Origin of the sequence: Phyllobacterium sp. NPDC097923 (assembly GCF_044760925.1) — a bacterium.
GTDB lineage: Bacteria > Pseudomonadota > Alphaproteobacteria > Rhizobiales > Rhizobiaceae > Phyllobacterium > Phyllobacterium calauticae.
In genome coordinates this window covers 433,355-458,176 of the sequence record NZ_JBIWBL010000003.1, presented here as the reverse complement: position 1 = coordinate 458,176, position 24,822 = coordinate 433,355, and the positions used below count along the sequence as shown (strand labels likewise).

Annotated in this window: 19 protein-coding genes; 9 read left to right on the top strand and 10 right to left on the bottom strand. The window is 58.9% G+C overall.

Going from position 1 to position 24,822, the window contains the following annotated elements:
* Positions 1–218 precede the first annotated feature (218 nt).
* Positions 219–1,952: an adenylate/guanylate cyclase domain-containing protein gene (locus tag ACIQWS_RS17885; protein WP_403182240.1), complete on the top strand. Its 1,734-nt coding sequence runs from the start codon at positions 219–221 to the stop codon at positions 1,950–1,952.
* 34 nt (positions 1,953–1,986) lie between these two features.
* Here the strand turns inward: ACIQWS_RS17885 and ACIQWS_RS17880 are convergent, their stop codons facing one another.
* Positions 1,987–2,466, bottom strand: a complete 480-nt coding sequence (locus tag ACIQWS_RS17880) for a class I SAM-dependent methyltransferase (protein WP_346307285.1) — start codon at positions 2,464–2,466, stop codon at positions 1,987–1,989.
* Between the two features lie 322 nt (positions 2,467–2,788).
* Between ACIQWS_RS17880 and ACIQWS_RS17875 the strand changes: the two genes are divergently transcribed.
* Positions 2,789–3,307: a sigma-70 family RNA polymerase sigma factor gene (locus tag ACIQWS_RS17875; RefSeq protein WP_288192195.1), complete on the top strand. Its 519-nt coding sequence runs from the start codon at positions 2,789–2,791 to the stop codon at positions 3,305–3,307.
* Here ACIQWS_RS17875 and fhuB read toward each other — a convergent pair.
* The 7 genes from fhuB to ACIQWS_RS17840 form a co-directional block, all read right to left on the bottom strand.
* Entirely contained in the window at positions 3,294–5,291 is a 1,998-nt protein-coding gene (gene fhuB, locus ACIQWS_RS17870; protein ID WP_403182236.1) for a Fe(3+)-hydroxamate ABC transporter permease FhuB, read from the bottom strand. The two genes, ACIQWS_RS17875 and fhuB, sit on opposite strands and share 14 nt — an antisense overlap.
* The gene (locus ACIQWS_RS17865) at positions 5,292–6,161 is read right to left on the bottom strand and encodes an ABC transporter substrate-binding protein (protein WP_403182234.1); all 870 of its coding nucleotides are present in this window, start codon (positions 6,159–6,161) and stop codon (positions 5,292–5,294) included.
* A gap of 17 nt (positions 6,162–6,178) precedes the next feature.
* Entirely contained in the window at positions 6,179–6,958 is a 780-nt protein-coding gene (locus ACIQWS_RS17860; RefSeq protein ID WP_403182232.1) for an ATP-binding cassette domain-containing protein, read from the bottom strand.
* 13 nt (positions 6,959–6,971) lie between these two features.
* Positions 6,972–9,134 carry a TonB-dependent siderophore receptor gene (locus tag ACIQWS_RS17855; protein ID WP_403182230.1) on the bottom strand — a complete coding sequence of 721 codons (2,163 nt, stop codon included), beginning with the start codon at positions 9,132–9,134 and terminating at the stop codon, positions 6,972–6,974.
* Between the two features lie 185 nt (positions 9,135–9,319).
* Positions 9,320–10,507, bottom strand: a complete 1,188-nt coding sequence (locus tag ACIQWS_RS17850) for a PLP-dependent transferase (RefSeq protein ID WP_403182227.1) — start codon at positions 10,505–10,507, stop codon at positions 9,320–9,322.
* Positions 10,504–11,931: an MATE family efflux transporter gene (locus ACIQWS_RS17845; protein WP_403182225.1), complete on the bottom strand. Its 1,428-nt coding sequence runs from the start codon at positions 11,929–11,931 to the stop codon at positions 10,504–10,506. Before ACIQWS_RS17845 ends, ACIQWS_RS17850 begins: the two co-directional genes overlap by 4 nt.
* The gene (locus ACIQWS_RS17840) at positions 11,928–12,869 is read right to left on the bottom strand and encodes a GNAT family N-acetyltransferase (protein ID WP_403182557.1); all 942 of its coding nucleotides are present in this window, start codon (positions 12,867–12,869) and stop codon (positions 11,928–11,930) included. Before ACIQWS_RS17840 ends, ACIQWS_RS17845 begins: the two co-directional genes overlap by 4 nt.
* A 260-nt stretch (positions 12,870–13,129) precedes the next feature.
* Between ACIQWS_RS17840 and ACIQWS_RS17835 the strand changes: the two genes are divergently transcribed.
* Genes ACIQWS_RS17835 through ACIQWS_RS17825 form a run of 3 tightly spaced genes read left to right on the top strand, consistent with a single transcriptional unit; the run spans position 13,130 to position 18,742 of the window.
* Positions 13,130–13,336, top strand: a complete 207-nt coding sequence (locus ACIQWS_RS17835) for an MbtH family protein (protein WP_403182222.1) — start codon at positions 13,130–13,132, stop codon at positions 13,334–13,336.
* A gap of 39 nt (positions 13,337–13,375) precedes the next feature.
* Positions 13,376–17,359 (top strand): amino acid adenylation domain-containing protein, encoded by a 3,984-nt coding sequence (locus tag ACIQWS_RS17830; protein WP_403182219.1) that lies wholly within the window; start codon positions 13,376–13,378, stop codon positions 17,357–17,359.
* Between the two features lie 36 nt (positions 17,360–17,395).
* A complete protein-coding gene (locus ACIQWS_RS17825; protein WP_346306930.1) occupies positions 17,396–18,742 on the top strand; it encodes a SidA/IucD/PvdA family monooxygenase in 1,347 nt (448 codons plus the stop codon).
* Here the strand turns inward: ACIQWS_RS17825 and ACIQWS_RS17820 are convergent.
* Together ACIQWS_RS17820 and ACIQWS_RS17815 are read right to left on the bottom strand one after the other, a co-directional pair.
* Positions 18,739–19,506, bottom strand: coding sequence for a 4'-phosphopantetheinyl transferase superfamily protein (locus ACIQWS_RS17820; protein ID WP_346306929.1), 768 nt, complete (start codon positions 19,504–19,506; stop codon positions 18,739–18,741). The two genes, ACIQWS_RS17825 and ACIQWS_RS17820, sit on opposite strands and share 4 nt — an antisense overlap.
* A gap of 26 nt (positions 19,507–19,532) precedes the next feature.
* Positions 19,533–20,432, bottom strand: coding sequence for an alpha/beta hydrolase-fold protein (locus ACIQWS_RS17815; RefSeq protein ID WP_346306928.1), 900 nt, complete (start codon positions 20,430–20,432; stop codon positions 19,533–19,535).
* A 389-nt stretch (positions 20,433–20,821) separates the two neighbouring features.
* On the opposite strand from ACIQWS_RS17815, the gene ACIQWS_RS17810 reads away from it, so the two are divergent.
* From ACIQWS_RS17810 to ACIQWS_RS17795, 4 genes are all read left to right on the top strand, one after another.
* Positions 20,822–21,094: a hypothetical protein gene (locus ACIQWS_RS17810; protein ID WP_346306927.1), complete on the top strand. Its 273-nt coding sequence runs from the start codon at positions 20,822–20,824 to the stop codon at positions 21,092–21,094.
* A 491-nt stretch (positions 21,095–21,585) separates the two neighbouring features.
* Positions 21,586–22,578 carry a helix-turn-helix transcriptional regulator gene (locus tag ACIQWS_RS17805; RefSeq protein ID WP_403182210.1) on the top strand — a complete coding sequence of 331 codons (993 nt, stop codon included), beginning with the start codon at positions 21,586–21,588 and terminating at the stop codon, positions 22,576–22,578.
* Positions 22,579–22,692: 114 nt separating this feature from the next.
* Positions 22,693–23,844: a polysaccharide biosynthesis/export family protein gene (locus ACIQWS_RS17800; RefSeq protein WP_403182206.1), complete on the top strand. Its 1,152-nt coding sequence runs from the start codon at positions 22,693–22,695 to the stop codon at positions 23,842–23,844.
* A gap of 109 nt (positions 23,845–23,953) precedes the next feature.
* A complete protein-coding gene (locus tag ACIQWS_RS17795) occupies positions 23,954–24,817 on the top strand; it encodes an FkbM family methyltransferase (RefSeq protein ID WP_403182203.1) in 864 nt (287 codons plus the stop codon).
* Positions 24,818–24,822: the final 5 nt, after the last annotated feature.

Here is a 24,822-nt window from a genome sequence, read left to right as displayed (position 1 = left end):
CGCTTGCCGATTCCGGCAAATCTATAGCCGGTTCCTGACGTCTGACACTAACAATCTTTTGATCTGTGCCGCCATGATTGTTTGTCAAAAAGCCATCATTGCGCTTGATCGCTCGCCTCCCGCTCGCCAAATCAGATGGGCTCGCATAAGCTTTGCACGGCGACGGAGGACTGGGGAAACCATATGGCTGACAAGATGCGGGAATTGATGCGGTATTCATGACGATAACAACGATAGCACCCATGCTTTCCGAGCGGTCCCTGCGCAGGGCGCGGCTGGTATCGGGCTTGATCATGCTTACATTCCTGACTTTGCATCTGACCAATCATGCGCTCAACCTCATCTCGCTTGCCGCCGCCGAGGAAGGGCGCCGATGGTTTCTCGCCATTTGGCGCAATCCCGTCGGCACCACCCTTTTCTACGGCGCTGCGGTCACGCATGTCATGCTCGCGATGCGGTCACTCTACCTGCGACGCACGTTCTACATGCCGGTGGGTGAAGCGCTGCAGATCATTCTGGGGCTGGTGATCCCACTGCTCATCATCGACCACGTGGTCGGCACGCGCATCCGCCATGAGATATCCAACTACTACGACAGCTACGAAGCGATCATACGCGGTTTCTGGATCACCTCGCCCTTCAACGGCGTCAAGCAGACCCTCGCCCTGATCGTCATCTGGTGCCACGGCTGCATCGGCATCCATTTCTGGCTGCGCTACCGGCAATGGTATCAAAGCGCTGCACCGGTGCTGTTGACGGTCGCCATCCTGTTGCCGGTGCTCGCCCTGCTTGGTTTTGCCAATACCGGCCGGACCATCGCCAACATGTCGCCCGCCTCGGGCTACGGCGCGTTCCCTTCGTCGGGCTATCAGGGTCACAAGAACTTCAATGCCACGCGCTACGCCTCCCCGGCCGAACGCGCCGAGGTCAAGCAAGACGAGTTTCTGATCAAGACCGGATTGTATGGCGCCTTTGGCGGCGGGCTGGCGCTGGTTGTCGCGTTGCGAATCCGCCGCCGCTGGCGCGAGCGCGCGACCCAGATTGAAATCCGCTATGCCGATGGCGAAAGCGTGCGCGTTCCCCTCGGGTTCAGCGTCCTTGAAGCCAGCCGCCTCGGCGGCATACCGCATTACGCGGTCTGCGGCGGCAAAGGCCGGTGTTCAACCTGCCGTGTCCAGGTTCTGGAGGGCGCCGAGACGCTGCCTCCGCCTGAACCGATCGAGCAAACCACCCTCACACGCATCGGGGCGGACTATGGCGTGCGTCTCGCATGCCAGTTGCATCCCACCGCCAATATCAGTGTTGCACCGCTTCTCGTGCCCAGCCTTGAAAGCATCGTACCGGCAGGCAGCCAGCAGGCGAGCCCCGGACGGGAGCGTGAAATCGCCATCCTGTTTTGCGATATCCGCAGCTTCACCATGCTGACGGAAGCCCGGCTGCCCTATGATATCGTTTTCCTGCTCAACCGGTACTTCGCCATCGTCGGCCAGGCCGTCGAGCGTTCGGGGGGACGGCTCGACAAATTCATCGGCGATGGGGCAATGGCGCTGTTTGGCCTGACGGGTTCTACCGCCGACGGTTGCAAGAACGCGTTGAAGGCGGCTGCAATCATCGTCAAGGAAATCGAACGGCTGAACAATGAGCTAGCGGGTGAGCTGAGCATGCCCCTGCGCGTTGCCATCGGCATTCACACCGGTCCGGCCATTGTCGGCGCGATGGGGTACGGGGCGGTGAAGAGCCTGACCGCGATTGGCGACACTGTCAATGTCGCCAGCCGGCTGGAAGCCGTTGCGAAGGAATTCGACGTGACCCTCGTGGTTTCAGAACCGGTCGTCACCCTCGCCGCTTCCGATACCGCAGGGCTTGAGGTCAGGGATGTTGCCATTCGCGGGCGGGCGCTTCCGCTTCGGGTCTACATTGTTCCGCAGGAAAGCAGCATTCGTTTCGGGTAAAGTGCGCGCGGCATACGCCCTTTGGCGCGCGGGATCAGCGGCGGCGATAAAGGAAGTAACGTCCCGGCTTGACGCTGGCAGGCAAGGGAAGCAGTTCAAGCGCGGGATGATCCAGCGCCAGGCCGCTGGCGACGATACCATGGCGGGCAAGCAGTCCAGCGGCCAGCTGCGGCAGCCATGTCTGGGTAATGGCATCCTGGTCCGGATAGCCCGTGCCGATGTCCGCATGCACCAGCGCCGCATCGATGCCCGTAAAGCTTTGTGCGGTTTCCCTGATTTCCCCGATAACCATGTTTTCCGGATCGGGCGTGGAAGCCTTGTAGGCATGGGATGCCCGATCAAACGCAATGATCCGACGATCCGGAAACCGCTCGCGCAAATGATCGTAGGTGCGGCCATTGCCGAGACCCAGCTCCAGCACCGGCCCCGGCAATTCCCTGACCGTGTCGCTGATATGGTTGAGAACATCGCGCTGGGCCGTCACGCGGCGGATGAAGCTGTCAAGACGGCTCATGGTGATCGGGTATCCACTGTCAATTCACTACAGGCTTGGCTTAGCAGGCCGACGCAGCCGGGTCGACCGCACCGAACGACATATCCGGTAGATTCTTTTTGATCGCTTCGGGCGGAACCGCCCTCGAATCCCCGGTTGCCGGCGCTTTCACGGCGCCTCTACAAATCGTATTTTCTTTAACTTGACTCTTTTTCTCAAGTTCTTGTATAGCTGCACTCGCGATAGTTGCAAAGCTGGATATTTCAAAATTTGAAATATTTCTGGCCGTATCTCATGTTGCCATGAGCGGCAATACAATCCTATGCAAAAAAGAATAAAGATCATGCCTAAAGAAAAGAGTCTTCATGATGAAAATGTTCTTATTGATGCACTGGTTAAATATAAAAATAAACTGATATCTATTGCCGAAAGTGTATTGCACTCCCATGCTCAAGCGGAAGATATATTTCATGACGCCATCGTCAAAGCTTGCACCATGCAGACAAATTGCATTCATTGCCCGGTCGGTTATGCCTGCCGCATGGTCTATAATCTTGCGCTCGATGAGGCGCGCAAGCGGCAATACGAGAAGAAGAATCTCATGCCGATGGACGGTGTCGATTCCGTGCCGGCGCCGTGCGTCAACGCGCTCGATTGTATCGTGATGACAGAGGCGCTCAACCGGGTCATGACCTCACTGAACGACCTGCCCAAGCGCACCCACGACGCGTTCATCCGCCACCGCATCGAAGGTGTTCCGCAGAAGGATATTGCGGAAGAACTGGGCGTCTCGCGCACCCTGGTGAACTTCATGATCAAGGATGCCCACCGCTACTGCGAGCAATCGCTCAAAGTCGCTTAGCCGCCTTGTGCGGGCGCAGAAGCAGCAGCGCAAACACCGGACCGCCCAGAAGCGTGGCGATCAATCCCGTCGGCAATTGCCACGGGAAATAGGCCGTGCGGCCGATGAAATCCGCGACCGCCATCAACAACGCGCCAAACAGAGCCGTACCGAGAAGATGCGGAAATCCGCGTGTCAGTCCGATGCGCTGGGCAAGGTGCGGCGCCATCAGACCGACAAAGCTCAACGGCCCGACGACGAGAGTAGCGATGGCCGTCAACAGGGCGGCAAAACCGAGGATAAGGATGCGGAATATCCTGACATTGACGCCGTGGGAATGGGCTGACATTTCGCCCAGCGCAAAATGCTGCAAGGGCCGCAGGAACACCGGCACCACCGCCATTGCCGCTACAGCGCAGATCAGCGAGATGACCGCCGCGGCACCGGTGACACTGTAGGTCGATCCCGTCATCCAGCTGATCAGCGACATGGCGCGCGGATCGCCCGATGCCAGGATGACTGAAATCAGCGCCGTCAGGAACGCACTCAGCGAGACGCCGATAATGAGGAACTGGTTGCCCGACTGCGCCTTGCGCCAGCTCATGGCAAACAGCGCCACAAGCACGGCGGATGCGCCGAGAAAACCGCCCAGCAGCCTGCCGATATAATCTGGCTGCGCCACGACAAACAGCACGCACAGCAGCCCAAAGGCCGTACCCGCGCTGACGCCGAGCACCTCGGGGCTGGCCATGGAATTGCCGGTCAGCCGTTGCAGCAGGCTGCCGGCAAGCGCCAGCATGGTTCCGGCAGACAGCGCCGCAATCAGCCGGGGCAGCCGCCACGGCAGCAGGGCGTCCAGTGTGGCGCCGGTATGGATGGCCCAGGCCGTGTCGATGCCGCGGCCGACAAAGATGGCGGCAATGCAGGCAAGCAGGAGCAGACCGGCAAGCGCGGTCAGGATCAGCGCCGGATTCCGGCTCCTGCGCACCGGCGATGCAGCGGCTGTCGGCTGCCCCACGGCCTTGCGGCGCAACATGACGATCAGCAATGCCGGCACCCCGATCAACGCCGTCACGGCGCCGGTCGGCAGCAGGATGCCGGTCACGGCCGCCTGCATCTGCAGGAGCTGGTCGATCAGGACAAGCAGCCCCGCACCGACAAGGGGCGCGACGATCAGCCGGTCCTTGATACGCCGCGCGCCAATCGCCCGGGCAATGGCCGGCGAGGCAAGGCCGAGGAAGCCGATGATGCCGACCACGCTCACGGTGAATGTCGTCAATGCGACGGCAACCACGAGGGTCAAGGCACGCGTGGTTTGAAGCTTCATGCCGAGCCCCTGCGCCGCCTCGCCAAGGGTCAGTACATTCAGTTGCCGGGCGAGAAGAAACGCCAGAAACGTGAAGAAAGCGATTTTTGGCAGGAGTGCGCTCACATCGCGCCAGTCATTCTGATTGAGCGAACCGCCGCCCCAGACGAACAGACCGGCGAGATAATGGTTGTTCATCAGCACCAGAATGGTCGTGATTGCGGTGCAGTAAAGCCCCATGACGAGACCCGTCAGGATGACGGTGACAGGTTGGAACTGGAAACGCCACGCCACAGCAAAGACGATGGCCATGGCCGCGAACCCGCCAATGGCAGTGGTGAGGTCCCGGCTCCAGCCAAGCAAGGCCGGAAACCACAGGATCGCCACGCCAAGCGCCAGTTGCGCCCCGGCCTCGATGCCCAGCGTCGAGGGCGATGCCAGCGGATTGCGCAGCACATGCTGGAATAGTGTGCCGGACAGCCCGAGGGCAAAGCCGCAGACGACGGACATGGCAAGGCGCGGCAACAGGCTGTAGTGCAGGAGAACCGCCTCACCGTCGCTTGCCTGCGGAGGCAGGAAAACGGCATCAAGACCGAGCTTGCCGATCATCGGCCACAGATTGAAAGCAGCAACGCCGAGCGCAACCAGCCACAGGGCACCGGTCCAGATCAGACGTTGGGATGACGATGTACGCAACATCTAGACTTTTACCTCCGCCAGAAGACGGGCGAAGCGGGAGACCGACGGCAAGGCGCCGAACATCAGCACACTGGCCATGCGCTCGGCATGGCCCCTTTGAACAAAGGGCATGGCCTGCCATAGAGGACTTCCCGCCAAGCCGGCCAGAACATCCGGCGGAACCGGATCCATGTAGAAAATGCGGCTGTCGCCAATGGCAATGAGATCGGCAAGCCCGGCATCGCTGAAACCCCATTCATTGGTTCGTCTTGTCCAGGCATTGTGCAGGTCGAGCCGGTCGAAAACGTCCTGAAAGATACCGCCAGGGCCATACACCCGAATGTTGCGGGCGTCCAAAAACGTCATGATGGCCAGTTTCTGCTCGGCGAGACGCCGGGTTGCCGCCTTTGCCGCCAGCAGCTCCCGCTCGGTGCGGTCAATCAGGGCTTGCGCTTGCTGCGGTTGCCCGACGATCTGCCCCAGCTCCAGCGTTGCAGCAACGATGTGTGGATATGGCGAGGATCCGAGTGCATGGATGGGAAAGGATTTGACCGGCGCGATTGTCTCGAGCTGCGGCCTGATCCATTCGAGATAGGGTGTAGAAATGATCAAATCGGGCTGCAGCAGCTGCAGCATTTCCATATTGATCTCATAGTTCGAACCGACATTGGCAATGCCCGGCGGCAGGGGCGGCTCCATGACCCAGTCATACCAGCCCTGTGTGTCGATCAGGCCAACGGGCGGCGTGCCGAATTCGATCAGCGTCTGCGCCAAACCGTAGTCCAGCGAAATGATGCGCGGCGGCGCAGCCCTGGCAGCACGCGCGAGCAGCGGCGATGCGAGCAGAAGGCTTGAGCCGAACAGAAAATCGCGGCGGCGCAGCGCGGGCATCATCAATATCCCGATCCTTAGAGAACGTAGCTTATGGGCGACTGTGTTTCCGGATGCCGGAAAATACCCATGCGGACCCCGTAAATAGCGTTGAGCTTGTCGGCCGTGATCAGCGCATCGGTTGCATCGTGAGCCACCAGCCTGCCGCCCGACAAGGCGATCAGCCGGTCGCAGAAGCGCGCGGCCATGTTGATATCGTGCAGGACGATCAGCACCGAGCGATCATGCTCATGCGCCAGCATGCGGATGAGGCTCATCACTTCGATCTGGTGGTTGATATCGAGCGCCGAGATCGGCTCATCCAGCAGAAGACATTCCGTATCCTGCGCAATGAGCATGGCGAGAAAGGCGCGTTGCCGTTCGCCGCCGGACAGCGTGTCCACGATACGGTCGGCAAACGGCGTCAGTCCCGTCAACTCCAGGGCTTCGGACACTTTGGTGCGGTCGGTGAGCGAGAAGCGGCCAAGCGCCCCGTGCCAGGGATAACGCCCCAGCGAAACCACTTCCCTGACCGTCATGCCATCGGTGTCCGGTGTCTGTTGCGGCAGATAGGCAACCTTCCTGGCATAGTCTTTGGGGCGGAACGAGGCGAGCGGTTGGCCGTGATAGTCAGCCTGCCCCCGCGTCGGCGCCTGGAACCGGGCCAGGATTTTCAGCAGCGTCGACTTGCCCGAACCGTTATGGCCGAGAATGCCGACCACCTCCCCTTTCGGAACGTCCAGTGTCAGTGGATGAAGCAGGGTTCTTCCGTCGATATCGAAACCGACACCACTGAGGGAAAAGGACGTTCCGTTCATTTGATATTTGACCTTAGAATTTGACCGACAAGGTACCCTTGATTGTCCGGCCTTCGCCGTAGATACACATCGGTGCATTGTCATAGTCGGTCGAGCAGGTGGAATAGTAGCCCTTGTCAAAGAGATTGCTGACCTTGAGCGCGCCCTTCCATCCGTTCTTCTCATAGCTGACGGCCGCATCGACCAGCGTATAGTCAGGAACGTTCACCTGCTTGCCACTGGCGCCGCTGCCGACGGAACTGCCGACATAGCGTATGCCGGAGCCGATGTTCAGCCCCTGAAGAAGGCCGGAGTCAAAGGTGTACTTGGCCCAGAGCGATGCCTGGTTCTTGGGCACCATCGGCGTGCGGTTGCCGACTTCGGGCAGAGAACTGGCCGTGATTTCAGCGTCGAGATAGGTGTAGCTGCCTGTCAGGCTGACATTGTGGAAGAGATCGACGGTGGATTCGAACTCAAAGCCGCGATGGCGCACTTCTTCGATCTGGCGATATGCACCGTCGCTGACAAAGGCCAGCACATTGGTTTTCGTGATGTCGAACAAGGCAGCGGTAAAATGCGCCGGCATGAAATCGGGATCATACTTGACGCCGACCTCGTATTGCCGCGCCTTTGACGGCGCATAAGGAGAACCGGTCAGGGCATCCTGGCCGATATTGGTCACGAATGAGGTGGAGTAGCTGGCATAGGGTGTGATGCCATTGTCGAAGAGATAGCCGAGGCCGACATTGCCGGTGAAGGCATTGTCCGATGTATCCGTCCTCGTATTGCTCAGGCGGTCATCCGTCTTTTCCTCGAACCAGGACTGCCGCCCGCCGAGATTGAGCAGCCAGCGATCGTTGATCTTGGTCTGTGTCTGCGCATAGATGCCAACCTGGTCTGTCGTGGTCTTCCGGTCGACAATCGTGCCCGGCATCGGCACGTCAATGCCATAGACCGGGTTCTCGAAATTGAGACCGGGTCCGGGTGCATATCCGTTGTGACCGTCAACCGTGTAGCGATTGTAATCGAGGCCCATCAACAGCGTGTTCTTGATATGATCGGACTGGTAGTCGTACTGCGCACTGTTGTCGACGCTGAAGATGGTCGCCGTTTCATCAACCGTAAAGGCGGCTCTGCCCAGGGTCTGCTCATCCAGCATCTGGGTGTAATAGAGGTGCCGGTAATCCGTGTCCTGCGAGGTATAGCGAACGTTCTGGCGAACCGTCCAGGCATCGTTGAAGCGGTGCTCGAAGGAATAACCGATCGAGCCATGATTGGCGTTGAAGCGGTCGAAATCCGGATCCGATGTTGTGAAGCTGCGCGAGAACTTCGGCAGGTTGGGATGAAGCGGGCTCGCAACGGGCAGGAACGTATTGGGCGGAAGCTTATCCCACTGATAGTTGGCGAAGACCGTCAGAGAGGTGTCGGCACTGGGCGACCAGGTGATCGCCGGTGCAATGAACACGCGGTTGTTCTTGGAAAAATCAATCGCCTCATGCCCCTCGCGGAACAGACCCGTCAGGCGGTAGGTCCACACGCCTTCCTTGTCCAGCGGACCGCCGGCATCGAGACCGACTTCATAGGTATTATGCGAGCCATAACCGGCATAGGCGCTATACAGCGGGTCCTTGGTTGGCCGCTTGGTCGTCAGGTTCACCAGACCGTCGGCACCGTTCTGACCGTAGAGCACCGACGCTGCCCCCTTGATCACCTCGATGCGCTCAAGTCCGTAGGGCTCAGCCTTGAAGCCGGAGAAATCAATGGTCCGCTGCGGCAGCCCGTCGCGAGATACCGCATAAGGGCCGACGTCAAAACCACGGATCATGAATTGATTATAGCGTTCGTCAACACCCCAGGGCGAACTGGTCACCCCAGCCGTATAGGCCAGCGCATCCTCGATTCGCTGCGACGGACGGTCATCCAGCTGCTCGCGCGTGATAATGGAAACAGAACGGGGAACTTCGCGCAGCGGCGTGCTCGTCTTTGTTCCAGTCAAGGTGCTGTTGGCGAGATAGCCGTTGCCGGGGCCAGTGGCATCGTCGCCGCTGTTGATGACAATCGGATTGAGCTCGATGGTCGGCGCCTGCTGCGCATAGGCGAGATTGGCAGTCATGAGCGTTGCCAGCGATGTGGTCATCAGCAGACGTTTGTGCGAACGCTGTTTGCGCCCGGCTGAATTGACCCCGTTCCAAATCATCGTCCTGCAACCCCGCATGACCAAACCCCCGTTAAAACCCTGAGACTATTTGATATTTAATATGAGTATTATTCTCATATTCAAAACATGACTACATTTGTCATGTTGTCCGAGTCAAGGCGCGTTCGACGAAATGTCCGTCTTTTTCACCCGCCTTGACCAACTTTGTTTTGCCTGTGTCCTGCCTACAACCTGGCGGCGTGGAGGGCCTGCTGAATGTCGTTCCAGATGACCTCGGGCTCCTCAAGACCGACAGCGAAACGGATCGTCTGCGGGTTGACGCCAAAGCGCACGAAGGAGGTCATCCGGTCAGGAATCTGCAAGGCGGCCTTGGCAGGAACAACCAGCGTTTCCGGTCCGCCCCAGCTGACGCCAAGGCGGATATGGCGCAGCGCGTTGACAAAGCGCGCGACATCGATGTCCGGGTTCAGATCGAAGGCAAAGAGGCCGGAAAAGCCCGTCAGCGTCTTCTTGCCCGGATGATCCGAAAAAGCGGGATGGCGGACAAGGGCGATATCGTTGTGCTGTTGCAGGTGCTTGGCGAGGACGAGCCCGTTGTGCATGTGTTCCTTCAGCCGGACTTTCAGCGTACGCATGCCGCGCAGCAGCAGCCACGCTTCGAACGGTGAGAGTTTTGCGCCGATATAGGGATAGGTCGAGCTGTTTATCTTGGCGATCAGGTCACGCGGCCCGACGACAACGCCCGCCACCGTATCGCTGTGACCGCCAAGATATTTCGAAGCGGCGTGGATGACGATGTCGACGCCGTGCTGGATCGGCTTCTGGAAGAGCGGCGTTGCCCAGGAATTGTCGATGACGGTCGTCACGCCATATTCCTTGGCCATGGACGTCAGGGCTTCGATGTCCTGCAATTCGAACACCATCGATGTCGGGTTTTCCAGATAAAGCAGCTTGGCGCCCGGCAAGGCGGCGCGCACTTCATCGTGGTTGGACGGATCGACGAAATCCACCGTGACGCCAAACCGGGCAAGCAGCTTCACGAACAGCCGGTAGATGTCATTGTAGAGATGCTGGACGGCAACCACGCGGTCACCGGACTCGACAAGGCTGAGAATGGTCGCTGTGATTGCGGCCGTACCGCTGGAGAAACCGCGTCCGTCTTCTGCGCCTTCCAGGCGGGCGGTCAGCAGTTCGAATTCGCGCACCGTCGGGTTGTCGCCGCGCGAATAGATGTAGTTGCGCGCACGCCCGGCAAACACATCTTCCATGGCTTCATAAGTGTCGTAGGTGAAGAGCGACGTCTGGAAGATCGGCGGCGAAATCGCGTTGAAAGCAGCCGCATCGACCGGCGAAAACAGGTCGTCCGGCATTTCCATTGGATCGAATTCATGGGGTGGCATGGATTTGTTCATGATGCCCTCTCAGACACGGTGTTGTTGAAGGTTGCGATGGGAAGATCGGTGTCGCCGCGCAGCTGGCGCAGCGCGGTGAAAAGAATGACGGCGGAGAGAAGTGCGGTCAGCGCCGGGGCAAGAAACAGACTGGCAAGAAGGCCGTCAAAGCCGAGGAAATGCGGCAGGACAAACAGCAGCGGCAGGAGGAAATAGCCGTTCTGCGCGATGCTGATCGTGGCGGCGAGCCGCGCTCTGCCCTGTGCCTGCAGGAGCACGACAAGGATTTGCCGCATGCCGAAAAAGATGAAGGGAATATGGGTGACGATGATGGTCAGCGCGGCGATCCGGGCGATCTCCGGATCATCGGTGAAAATGGCTGCAATGGGGTAGCGCAGGAGAACGGCACCAAGCCCGTACGCCACGGAAAAAACCGAGGTCAGCATCAGGAGCAGGTTCGATGCCGCCAGCAATCGCGGCGTCTTCCCCGCGCCCCAGGCGAAGCTCAGGACCGCCTGGCCGCCGAGCGACAGACCGACGATGGGAAGCATGCCCAGAGTGAGAACCCGCAGTGCGATACCGACACCGGCAATGCCGCTGTCGCCGCGATAGAACCCGGCATAGGTAAACAGCACGGCGAAACTGATGCTGCTCAGCATGCTGGTCAGCGTCGTCGGCAGGCCGATGGAGAATACCGGTTTCAATATATCCGCCCGGAATGCGGCAAAGCGCGCCGACAGGTGCAATGTGCCCATGCGCTTGCGAAAATACAGCGCGTAGGCCGCAATCGCTGCGATCTGCGACAGGATTGTTGCCATGGCGGCGCCTGCAAGCCCGAAGCCAAACCCGAAGATCATGATCGGATCGAGAATGATATTCAGGGCAAAACACCCGAGCAGTGTCCACATGCTGAAACGCGTATTGCCTTCCGAGATGGCGATGAAATCCGACACGATCTGCAGCATCGTCAGCGTCACGGAAAAGGCGACGATGATCAGATAATATTCGGCAAGCGGCATGATCGCTTCGCTGGCACCGAACAGGCCGAGCAGTTCACGCCGGAAGACAAGGATGCCTGCGGTGAGCACGATACCGAGCGGCACGGTCAGAACCACGAGCGTCGATGCCGTCACATTGGCGCGCTGCGGATTGGCGCTGCCCAGCGCACGCCCGACGGCGGTCGCCACCCCGACGCCAAGCCCCTCGCCGATGGCACCGATCATCATCAGGATCGGCAGGACAACTGTGATGGCGGCAATTTCGTGGGCGCCGATCATGCCGACAAACACCATGTTGATCGTATGATGCACCGCGTTGATCGACAGGCCCGCCACGGCCGGCAGGCCGAGCCGGAAGATCAGGCGCGTCAGCGCCGGATCGTTGAGATCGTCGGGCGCAAAATAGGTGCGCCTTGGCTTCTCTTGCCCGATTCCTTCAGGATTCATGGTGCGGGCACCCAAAGCCTGTCGTCGAAAAAGCGCTCGCGCAGCAGCATGACCAGCATGGCCCTTTTATGCGGGAAATCGAAGTGCTTCACCTTGGAAAAGCCCGAGCGGTCGAGATTGCGGATCTGCTGCTCGTGGCTGGCGCGCGGCTCGCCGACAATGCGCTGGGTGCGCGGATCGTCGAGAAACATGAAATGCATCAGCGACGGCAGCCACGCCGTGATCCACTGCTTGCCGCGATAGGCAGGCTCACCGATGGCGACATGCCAGCCACGGTCGTAATCCTGCGCATCGTAATAGGGTCCAAGCCGGTTTTCCCTAGCCCAATAGACCTCGAAATAGCCGAACGGCACACCGTTGAAACAGCCGATCAGCGCCAGGACATGCGGATCATGCAGCCGCTCCTCGAGAATGGCCGCGTGCTTCTCCCTGTCCCCGCCGTCTTCCCAGATTACATTGACCTGCTCGTCATTCATCCAGCGATGGAAATGCTCGAGATCCGTCTGCGGATCCGCAGCCCGGAACGAAAGCACCTGATCGAGCCAGGGAATGTAACGTTCATAGACAACACCGACCGGCTTGCGCGGGCGTTTGGGATGATACTGGCCATTGGTCATGATGTGCACCTGCGGGTGCGGCCAGGCGGGATTGGCAATCCATGGCATCGGCCATTGCCAGAATTCCCTGGTATCGACGGTCAAGGAATTGCCGCTGTGCGTCCCCAGCGGAAAATCCGATGACTGCACATTGTCAACTTCAACCAGACTGATATTGCGCGACTGCGCCGACAGAAATTCGATGGCCGAGGCCAGAACCGAAACGGTTTCGTCGGCATTCAAATCCGGCAAACGAACCCTGACACTTCCAGCCCTTGGCTCGACATCCGCGAGATAGCGCCCGGCCACGGTCGAAATCAGCATCTGGCCCGGCGTTTTCATTTCGGCGGATTTCAGGAAGCACGACAGACCAGAAGCTGGAAGCGGCGAAACATTGGCTTCTTGGGAGATATTGGAAACAAGGGTCATGGTGCGCTCCGCAGCCTGCTCGCTGACAAGTTTTGACAAGATGGTTGCTACAGAGACGGCCGGCGCACCGCTCGATTTAGCCAAAACTTTGAAAAATTTTTCTCCCGTTCCGCTTAAATCGGGCGCGGGTTCATCCGTCTCTTGGTCATGTCTTTATTCTGCAAGGAGCCCGCATGATGTCGAATGCCGAGACGTCGCCAGAAACCTGGAGCATCGTTCGCGATCAGGAACACCGCTATTCCGTCTGGTCCAATGACAAGGCTCTGCCCGTCGGCTGGAGCAAGGAAAGTTTTTGCGGCACCCGCGAGGAATGCCTCGCCGAAATCAAGAAAATCTGGGTTGATCCGCGGCCGCTTGCCCTGCGGCAGGCCATGGCGTGATTGCCGGCAATCCCTTTCAGATAACAGATCGGTGACACCATGAACAAACTCTTCGCTCAACCCGAACCCAATGAACCGGTTGCCATGGATGGCATCGCCAGCGGCGTGGCCGAAAGCTTTCCACTGACATTGGCGCAAAAGCGCATCTGGTCGCTCGAGCAGATCGGCAACGCAACGGTTTTTCCCTTCCAGGTGCTTTCCCTGCAATGGGAGAAGGGCGTTACACTTGATCAGGTGCAGGGCGCCCTCGACCGGCTGGCGCAGCGGCACAGCGCTTTGCGCACGCGCTTTCGCCGCTTTGCCGGCGGTCGTATCGAGCAGTTTTCCGTTCCGGGCGACGTTCCCTCCAATGAGATTGTTGGTAGTGACAGCAACCCTCTGAGCGCGACAGAAGCCGAAACGGAAAAGGCGGGCTTCGTTGCCCGCCCCTTCGATCTCCTGAACGGTGTTTCCGCCCGCTATCAATTGATTGCCGGAAACAACGGCCAACTGATCTCGACAATCGTGCTGCATCCCATCGTCTGCGATGAGGCAGCGCTTGCCATTCTGCGCAGCGATCTCATCGCGCTCGCCGAGGGCAGGGAATTGCCAGCACTTCCCGGCGACAGCCTGCAGCGCGGCGTGCGCGAAGAAGAAGCACTGGAAACGCCGCAATTTGCGGCGGCCCTTGCCCATTGGCGCGATCTGATTGGCGAGGAGTACAATGCGACGACCCTCCCCACACGCTTCAATGCTGCCGGATATGCCGGTGCCCGACGCAAACGCGTGCCATTCACACTCGACGCAAAGCTTTGGACCGGCATCCAGTCCTATGCAACGCTGAAAGGGTTGAAGGTTGAAGAGCTGCTTTCCGCGGCCTTTGCTGTTCTCCTGGCCCGCTACAGCGGCACCTATTTGCTGCAATATGGCATTTTGCTTGGATCCACGAGCCAGGAGACCATAGCGCGCAGCGAGCAAATCCTGCCGCTGAAGTTTGACCTGACGTCGCGCACTGCCTTCCTGGATGTTTGCAAAGCGCTTGCATCGGCGGTTGCCACAGGAACGGAATATCTCGTTCCGTTCGAACGCCTCGTGCAGGAAATCCAGACGCATGAGGAACGGGAACAGGACGCGATCGTCAAATCCCTGTTCGAGTTCCGTCAGCCGCCCCGGCATTCCGTATTGGCGCAAGACCATGTGCCGGCCGTCGCGCCGCGCTCGGATGCAGAACTGGCACTGGTGCTGACCCCGAAGGCGGACGGCGCGCTCGCCGGCCTGTTCGACTATGCCGAAGACATCTATGAGCCGGCACTCGTCGAGCGCGCCGCCATTCATTTCCAGCGCGTTCTCTCCCAGGCCACTGCCGGGGATGAGGTCCGCATCAAGGATATCGACCTCATCGCCGAGGATGAACTTTATGTTCTCTCGGCTCCCTATGAGGATGACACTATCAACGACGACCGGGCGGTGCATGAACACATCGCCGCCCATGCCCAGCGCACGCCTGACAAGACCGCCATCATCTTTGCCGACGAAGTCTGGAGCCACGCCAAGCTTGACCGCAGCGCCAACCGGCTGGCGCACCGGCTGATCAAGCTTGGCATCGGTGCCGATATCAGCGTGGCGATTGCCGTCAAGCGTTCTCCCGAAGCCATCGTCGGCATTCTCGCCACGCTCAAGGCGGGCGGCGCCTATATCCCCGTTGAGCCGGATCATCCGACCAGCCGCAACCACCACATTCTGCGCGATGGCGGCGTGAAGGTCATCCTCACCCACAGCTGGCTGCTTGACCGCATTCCGGAGGGCCTGGATGCGGTCATCCTCGAACTCGACAAACTCGACCTGTCGGAGGAGCCGGACAGCGTCCCCGACGTCAAAGTTCACAAGGACCAGCTCGCCTATATCATGTACACATCCGGTTCGACCGGCCTGCCCAAGGGCGTTGCTGTCGAGCATGGTCCCTTGACCCACCATATGCAGAACACATCGCGCGTCTACGGCATGAGCGCGGACTCGCGCGAGCTGCCATTCCTGCCCTTCAGCTCCGATGGCGGACACGAGCGCTGGATGAACCCGCTGATGGAAGGCGGCAGCATCATTCTGCCGGACCAGCCCCTGTGGACCCCGGAGGAAACATTGACTGCCATGCGCAAGCACGGCGCGAACAATGCCAGTATTCCCACCACCTACCTGCAGCAGTTGGCGGAATGGGCTGATCTCACCGACAGCGCGCCGCCGATGCGGCTTTATTCCTTCGGCGGCGAAGGTTTGGCCCAGCAGACGTTTGATCTCCTGTCCACGGCCCTGAAGTCTGAATGGCTGATCAACGGGTACGGCCCCACTGAAACCATTATGACACCGATGGTCTGGAAAGTGCGTGCCGGGCAGAAGTTCGAAGGCACCTATGCACCGATCGGCCGTGCTGTCGGCAATCGCCGCGTCTATGTCCTCGATCCCGACCTCAATCCCTGCCCCATCGGCGTGACGGGCGAGCTTTATATCGCCGGCGAAGGCATGGCCCGCGGCTATATCGGCAAGGCCGATACCACTGCCGACCGCTTCATTCCCGACCCGTTTTCCAAGGAGGGCGGGCGTCTCTATCGTTCCGGCGATCTGACCCGCTGGCGCGACGACGGCACGGTCGAGTTTGTCGGCCGCGTTGACCATCAGGTCAAGCTGCGCGGCTACCGCATCGAGCTCGGCGAAATTGAAGCAGCGCTGCTGCAGCTTGAGGGTGTCGGCGAGGCGCTCGTCGTCCTGCGGGACGACGAAGCCACCAGGCAGAAGATGCTGGTGGCCTATGTCGTGCCGAAGCAGGGTTTCGAGCTCGACGTGGCGCAGATGCACGCCGCGCTGGAGCGGATGCTGCCCGCCTACATGGTGCCTTCGGCCATTGTTCCGCTGAAAGCCATGCCGATCAATCCCAACAGCAAGCTCGACCGGTTCGCCCTGCCCGCGCCCATGCCGATGAAGCGCAACATTGTCGAACCGGAAAACGCCATCGAGGCAGAAATCCGAGATATCTGGCAGGACATCCTGAAAACCAGCCCGATCAGCGTCGAGGACAATTTCTTTGCCATCGGCGGCAATTCCCTCGGGGCCATCCGCATCCTCACCGCCCTGCGGCAGCGCAAGCCGCAGAACCGCACGACCATTGCCGACCTCTTCAACAATCCGACGATCCGCTCGTTCGCGGAGGTCGTCGAAAACGGCAACAGCGAGGCAGGCAGCGAAGTGATTGTGCTGCGCGCATCGGGAACCAAGCCCGTGCTCTATTGCTTCCCCGGCCTTCTCGTCAGCACGCGCGAATATGTCAAACTCGTCGACTATCTCGGCGCCGATCAGCCTGCTACCGGCTTCATCTGCTATTCGCTCTCCGAACAGAAGGAAATCGGCTCATCCGTCGACGATATCATCCAAGGCTATGTGGATTACATCCGCCGCGAGAGCAAAGGCCAGCCCTGCTATTTCCTCGGCTGGTCGTGGGGCGGACTTCTGGCCTATGAAACCGCGCGCAAGCTCGGCAACGAGATCGATCTGCGGCTGATCACCATGGTCGACGTCTGTGATCTGGGCACCGAGTTCGCCATCGGCGCCAAGCCGCGCTTCAAGCCGGGCGAACGCGACCAGTTGCACGCGACCGTGCAGGAGTGGTTGTCGCGCACTGCCATGCGCACCGAATGGGACCGCCTGCTCAACGTCATGGACGAGGATACCTATGAGCAGTTCCTGCGCTTTGTCGGCGATGAGAAAGACGAGCTGCCGACGGATGGTCCCGATATCAGCAGCCGCGAACACACATTCTGGATCCTCATCGACAACGCTCTGATTTTCAGGCGTCACGAACTGCAGCCGCATGACGTGCCGATCCATTCCTGGGCGGCCGACGACAGCCTGAATCGGGGTCTCAACCTGATCGACTGGCGGCGCTACTCCCCCCGGGCCAATCCGGCGGAAATCATCTCTGGCACCAACCATCTGCACGTAATCGGATCACAGGCATTCCACAGCCGCCTCTCCCACCGGCTGGACGAGGCCCGATAGGGGCCTTTGGAATCAAGATCACGGAAAGGAATTCTGATGACTGCCATGTTTGCGAACAATGATCATACGCGCCAGCCGAACGAGACCCTCGATCTGGCGGGTATCGGTGTCGGACCTTCCAACCTGAGCCTTGCGGCGCTGCTCGACAGCGTCGGCGGCCTCAAGGCGCATTTCTACGAGCGCCGGGCCAATTTCGACTGGCATCCCGGCATGATGCTGCCCGATGTCGAACTGCAATCGTCCTATCTGAAGGACCTCGTTACACCCGTCATGCCGACCAATCCATGGTCGTTCGTGTCCTATCTCGTGGCGCACAAGCGCCTCTATGCGTTCCTCAACGCCCACTACGATGCCGTGCCGCGCCGGGAGTTTGCGCAATATCTCGCCTGGGTCGCCGGACAGCTCGACAATGTCTCGTTTGATGCTGCCGTGCGCGAGGTCAAACACGACAAGGACAGGTTCGTGGTGCAGTTCGACAATGGCAGTGTGGCGGCAAAGAACATCGTGCTGGGAACAGGAACCAGCCCATTCGTGCCCTCCTGGGCGACACCGTTCCTCGGCGAACGCTGCTTCCACAATTGCGAAGCAAAATTCCGGCTGCCGGACCTCAATGCCGCCCGCATCGCGGTGATCGGCGGCGGCCAGAGCGGCGGCGAAGTGGTTGAATCCCTGCTCAACTCCAAAGCCAATCTGAAAGAGCTCAACTGGTTCAGCCGCCGGCACAATTTCGAACCGATCAACGACACGGCCTTCTCCAATCAGGTGTTTTCGCCGGAATATGTCTATGCCTACCTCAACCTCAACAATGACCAGAAGCTCGAAGCATTGAAAGCTTCGATCCTGACCAGCGACGGCCTTTCCCTGTCGACGATCAATGCGATCTACCGCCGGCTGTACAGTCTGCGCTATCTGGAAGGCCGCAGCATCGAGGCAAAGCTCTCGCCCAATCGCGATGTGATTCAGGTGGAAGCGGACAAGGACGGTTATCGGCTGATCGTGCGCAACCGCTTTGATGGCGGTGTCGAGGTTGCCCATGCCGATGCCATCATTCTCGCCACAGGCTACCAGTTCAAGCTGCCCGAGGCCCTCGCCGGATTGCAGGACCGTATCCAGTTCGACCGTCACAGCCGCCCCGCCCTCAATGACGAATACTGTCTCAACTGGAACGGTCCGAAGCAGAACCGCATCTTTGCCCAGAACGCCGGGCGCTACAGCCATGGCATTGCCGATTCTCAACTGAGCCTGATGGCATGGCGCAGCGCCCACATCATCAACACGCTCACGGGCCACGAGCACTTCGATCTGGAGCCGCATGACTCGCAGGTCAATTGGCTGTCGAGCGGTCACGAGACTCTCGGCCAGTCCATCGCCGTAGATTATTAGAATTGGAAAATGGGGTCGGGCAGGCTGTGCTGGCGAAATACCAGCCCTGTCCGATCCGATTGTGCGCAAACCGCAATCATATGCCCGCTTGGGGACAGAAGCAGCCGGTGGCACCAGTTGTCCCGATCTCCCGGCAGATCATGCTCCACGCGGATTGCCCGGCTTACCGGATCGACCCGCACAGTCAGCCGATGTGGCTCGACAGCCAGCCCGTGGCCTGTCGCTTTCAAAAAGCTCTCCTTGAGTGTCCAGAGCGCAAGCAGCAGTGCCTGACGCTCGGCGCCTTGAAGCATGGAGAGCGTCGCAGATTCAGCGGCAGAGCAGATGAGTTGCGCCGTCCCGGCCTCAAGTGTCGCCGAGCGCATTTCGGCATCTATCCCGACAACGGCACAATCCCGGCTGACCGCGAGCACCGCCAGACCGTTTGTATTGCTGAGATTGAATGCCAGCGCCGTTTCGCCGGCAAGATACGGTTTGCCGTGTTCGCCGGCAGCAATGTTCAAGTCCTCCGCCGCATCTCCGGTGTAGAGCGACAGGACGCTGCGCTGGAGGTAACGCCCTGCCATGAACCCGATGGCATCCCGGTCGAACCTGAACGCAGCCGCCCGCTCCTGTTCCGGCAGCGTGAGTGCGGACCTGACCTCATTCCAATCCGTTTGGCCTTCGGTAAAGGCCCACCACCAGATATCAATCGCAGCAGGATTCCCGAGGGTCCGGGCCGGGCTGGCCTCCGGCAAATCCGTGAGACGATCATATGGCAACATCGGGCCGCTCCCTTCCCCGGCTGTGTTCAACCGTCCTCGCGCAGCTTTACAACGGCGAAAGCAGCCTGAATGGCACGATTGACCGCGACCGGCAGCAGAGACATGTGGTTTTCACCGGCGTGAATCTCGAACTGCGTCCGGACCGGCTGGTCAGGCAGAGCGTTCAACCGACGCATGAGTTCGACGGAATGAACATCATTCAACGTGATTTTCTTCTGTGCCAGCCGCTCCGCCTCGTCGGCCGCACCGCGCTGGAATGGCGCCAGCTTGTCCGTCTCGTACTCGCCGCAGGAGAGATAAAGCGCCGCCCCCGGCCGCGTCGCATGCGCAGCTTCGAATTGGGGAAGAAAGGCGTTGATCGCACAATTTTCCCAATAGATCGACGCGCTCGCCGCAATCCAGGTTGTGAAGGCCGATGGGCGGGTGAAGAGACTGTAGAGCACGAAGAGGCCGCCGAAGGAATGACCGAAGATCGCCTGGCGATTGCGGTCAATGGGACTATCCGCTTCGATCATTGGCTTGATCTGATCTTCGATGAACGTCAGGAACTCCCCGGCCCCGCCGGTCCTGACTTCAGGAGTGTTTTCATAGAACGGCGGATAGACCTGTCCGGGCGGCGGCCCGAGATCCCAGGAACGTCGCAACGGATCATAGGCGCCGTCCACGGGATAGCCGATGGTGACAATCACGCCATAAGCCACATTGGTGCCGCTGGGATAACTCGCCTGCGCCCGCATCGCGTCGACCGCCGTGCCGATCACCGCATTGCCATCGGTCATATAAAGCACCGGCCATCCATCGCTTGGCGGCTCCCCGCCCGGACGGTAGATGAAAACGCGGTACACCAGGCCATTCTGGTTCGAGACCACGTCATGAAAGGTGGTGTTGCCTATCATGGCCGGTGATGAATTGGAGAATGCTGTCATTGGTCCGTATCTTGTGAAGGGAAGGAGAACCCTTCCGCCATCGGAGCAGCTTGCATAGTGCAAATCCGGCTACCCTGTTATTAAACATGACTATAATGGTCAATATTTATTATCCACTGGCGCTGGAAGGACCGTTGCGACGCGGCGCCAAGTGCTGGACATCATCATCGCCAAACAGGTGCGGGACCATAGGCTCTCGCCTGCAACAAAGCTGCGCTAACCATATATTCCATTTCCTTTGGAACAATTATGGAAAGCCCCTTGCAGCAACGCAGTTAATTTCCGATGTTTACTCAGATACAGGAATTCTCTCTCTTCGTATGTATAAGTAAATTACATATTGATCGTTCTTTTTGCCTTGGAGTTATCAAAGAAGTGAGAAGAAATATATGAATGCACATGAAAAGCTAATCGAATCCATGGCAAAGGCTATCCACGCCCAGAAATATACTGGAAACCAGAGCTGGGACAGCATTCCGGATTTTATCCGTCAGACATACCGGGAATATGCCAAGGCGGCCATTACGATCGTGTATAATGTCTTGCGTGATCCAACCAACGAAATGATCGATGCCGCCAACCGAGCGCGCCCATCCGTCACGTCAAGAACGATTCAGGCGGCCGTCGATGCATCGCCACTCAATCCGAACGGTAAAATATAGCGCATTTTCCGGTAGAATCGGCACCGTGGGGCACCTCTGCCCCGTCACGGACACCCATAATTTGGTCGTGTAAAATGCCTTCGGGGGATCGCGGGTGCGATCCCTGCATTGATTCGCCGCGGCGTTTCATCCATACAAGGTGCCCTCCGCCCCCGGCGTGCGCGATTTGGCATCGCACGTGTAAATTATACACATCACGACAAACATATATAATAAACGTCAATTTATTCTCGCTTACGTCAATATATATATTGAAAAAAGTGTTCAAAAATCTCACGACTTGAACAATTGTTTTGTATTGTACGGGATATGTAAACTTGTATTTAAATTCTGAATTAATCAAAATAAGTGAAAAACTTGTGATGACAATTTCTTTAGTTGCTATTTCTGTAAAACTTCTCGTAGTCTGAACTTCCTTGAACGTCTAAAGTTGATCTTGAACTTCCGTTGTAGAAGTTGCTTGAGGTATTTGGGTTTTTTGGGGGGAGTGAATGTATAAGAATCCGATGGAACGTTCTGAATACAGATCTCTTTCGAGCTCAAGCGGTGACATATCCAGCAACGTTGAAAAGATGGACGGGAATTGGCGCTGGTCGGGCTACCCTGATGAACAGGGACGTTATGGCTTCAAACGCCAGGTGTGTCCATTACATCAGACATCCATTGTTTATGGTGAAACAAGCGGCCGATTGGAAGTTGCGTCCAATGGTATTGGTGCAACGTTAAGCTTTGTATTCGTGCTCAAGGGCGCGGTTGATCTCATCGATACCAAGAACCGCAAGATACAGAATATTCCGGCTGGAACCGCCACCGGCGTGTTCGACCGCCCGGGGGTCAAGGCGAAACTTTATCCGGCCAGCTCCTGGGTGAGTTATCTTGTTCCGGTACCGACATTGCGTGAACACTTCGAACGCCTGATGCGGCGCCCGTACTTTCAGGAGCTCGCATTTTCGCCCCTGCATGATTTCCGTACCGGTAGCGCTTCCGCGCTGTACCAGACGCTTTGCTATGTGAGCGAGGATATAGCGGCGGCGGCAGGTTCAGGCCGCGATGTCCTGGCAGGCGTCTATGAACGATTGCTGCTCGCCAAGCTGTTCATGACCAGGCCTGACAATGTCAGCGCCCTGAGCAGCCAGTCCTCCCGGAGAATTTCACCGCGCTATCTGCAGAGCGCCGAAGCATTCATGCGTGAGAACATTCACAATTCGATCACGCTCGATGACATTGCAGCGGCAGCAGGCTGCAGTTCCCGCGCCCTGCAGCGTATGTTCAAGGAATATCGCGATACCAGCCCCATGCACATTCTGTGCGCATACCGATTGTCGGCGGCGCATGATGCAATCGTCAGCGGCAGTGCGCGCAATGTCACCGACCTGGCCATGCACCTGCAGTTTTCAAATCCGGGACGTTTCTCGTCCCTGTATCGGAATGCCTATGGAATGAGCCCGTCGGCAATGATGCGATTTCACGAAAAGAGCACGTAAGACATGCTGAAAAGGCAAGCTGGACCCTCACTGCCAAGCATCGTGATGCCACCCTATCCCTTTCATCGGCATTTGGAGCCGAGACGATCCGCATCGGCGGGGCTGGTTCTCACCATGATGTCTGCAATTGCCCTCTCCGGCTGCGCACTTCCCGGTTCGGGTCCTTCAACCGCGCAGATTGTCGAGCAGCGGAAAACGGAAACGCGTACCAACTACGCCATGGTCGATGTGAACGACGCCGTGCTTTCCTATGCGGCAACGCGGCCGCGCGAAAGCCTCGTCAATCGCTTTGGCGCCGGGCCGCGCACAAGCGATCTGCGCATTGCGGTCGGCGATGTGGTTGGCGTCAACCTGTGGGAAGCGCCGCCCGGCAGCCTGTTCGGCAGCAACATCACCGCAGCAGGCTTTCAACAATCCTCCGGCGGATCGACGGTCATTCCGCCGCAAACCGTTTCGGGTGATCGCACGATTGCCGTGCCCTATGCCGGGCGCATTGCCGTCGCCGGACGGACTCCCTCCGAAGTGGAGCGCCAGATCGCAGCGGCCCTTGACGGCAAGGCCGTCCAGCCCCAGGCGCTTGTCACCATTCAGCGCAGCACGGCCAATTCCGTCACCGTCACCGGCGAAGTTGCTTCCGGCGCGCGGATTTCCCTTTCGGGTGCCGGCGAACGCATACTGGATGCCATCGCGTCAGCGGGCGGTATCCGGGCAGCGGCCAGCGAGAGCATCATCCGGTTGACGCGCAATGGCGTGACTGCCCGTATTCCGTTCGATGTGCTTATCGAAAATCCGGCGGAAAACATACGCCTGAAATCCGGCGATCTCATCACTGTCGTGCGCGAACCGCGCACCATTCTTGTGCTGGGTGCGGCTGGACGCAATGCCGAGATTCCGTTTGAAGCATCCCGGATTTCCATGGCCGACGCGCTGGCCAAGGCGGCAGGCCTGAACGACAACCGCGCTGACGCCAATGGCGTCTTCGTCCTGCGCTACGAACTCGCCTCCGTTGCCAGACGCTTTCTTGCCGCCGGCAACCCGCTTCTCAACTCCGGCGAATATATCCCCGTGGTGTACCGCTTCAACATGAAGAACACGAGCACGATGCTGGCAATGCAAAGATTCGAAATGCAGCCGCGCGACGTCATCTACATTGCCAATGCATCCGGGGCCGAATGGCAGAAGGTCATGGCCATCTTCCAGGGTGTCGCATCCCCTGCCCTGTCCGCCACCTCGATCGGCATAAGCGCGGCGGCGGCAACGAAATGAAACTGGCAAGAGAAAGTAACGCCTGATCCGCCGATATGCGGGGACTTGAACAACGAGACCATTACCGTCCTATGCTTCCCCTGGGGAGCAGCTGCCGTGAGAGTAAACAATGCCATCCCAATCGTTGCTTCACCTCCATGAGATTGCAAGCTTCAAGCGCCCGGATCTGGAGTTGGCCGTTCAAAACCTCGCACGCAGCGCCTATCTCGGCGACTGCACAGCGGTTGCGCGCATTCTGGGCCGCTACAAATTCTATATCGACACCCGGGACCGCGGTTTTGGATCACACCTTCTCCTGGACGGGTACTGGGAAATCTGGCTGACACAGTTTTGTGCCCGGAACGTGCACGCCGGCATGGTCGCCGTCGATGTGGGGGCAAATTTCGGTTACTATTCTGTCCTGCTGGCGGAGCTTGTTGGCGCGTCGGGGCAGTTGCTTGCGATCGAACCCAACCCCCATGCCATGGATTTTCTCAGGCGCAGCATCGGTCTGAACGGTTTTCTGCGTCGTACCCGCCTCGAACAAACCGCACTCAGCGATACCAACGACAAGCTTGTCTCCCTCTACATCCCTCACAATGAGCCCAAGAACGCGGCAGTGGTGGAGCCCGGCTTCGTCGCGGACGCTGTCTCGGGGTCCCTCGTCAATGTTCGCACGGCGACGCTCGATCAGCTGTGTCAGTCCTACGAGCGGGTGGACTTCATAAAAATCGATGCGGAAGGTGCCGAGGAACATATTTTTGATGCGATGCAAGAAACCATCGAACGCCATAAGCCCATGATTGTCATGGAGTTTAATGCGCTCCGGTATGCAGACAGCGTTGAATTCATTCGCCGGTTGACGGCGGTCTACGGCACGTTGCGGCACCTCGATTTCAAGGGGCAGACCCATGTTGTGACGCTCGAACAGCTCTCTGCAAACGACACTGGCGATGACTGGCTGCTTGTCTTGTCGGCTCATGAACCGGCATGATTGTA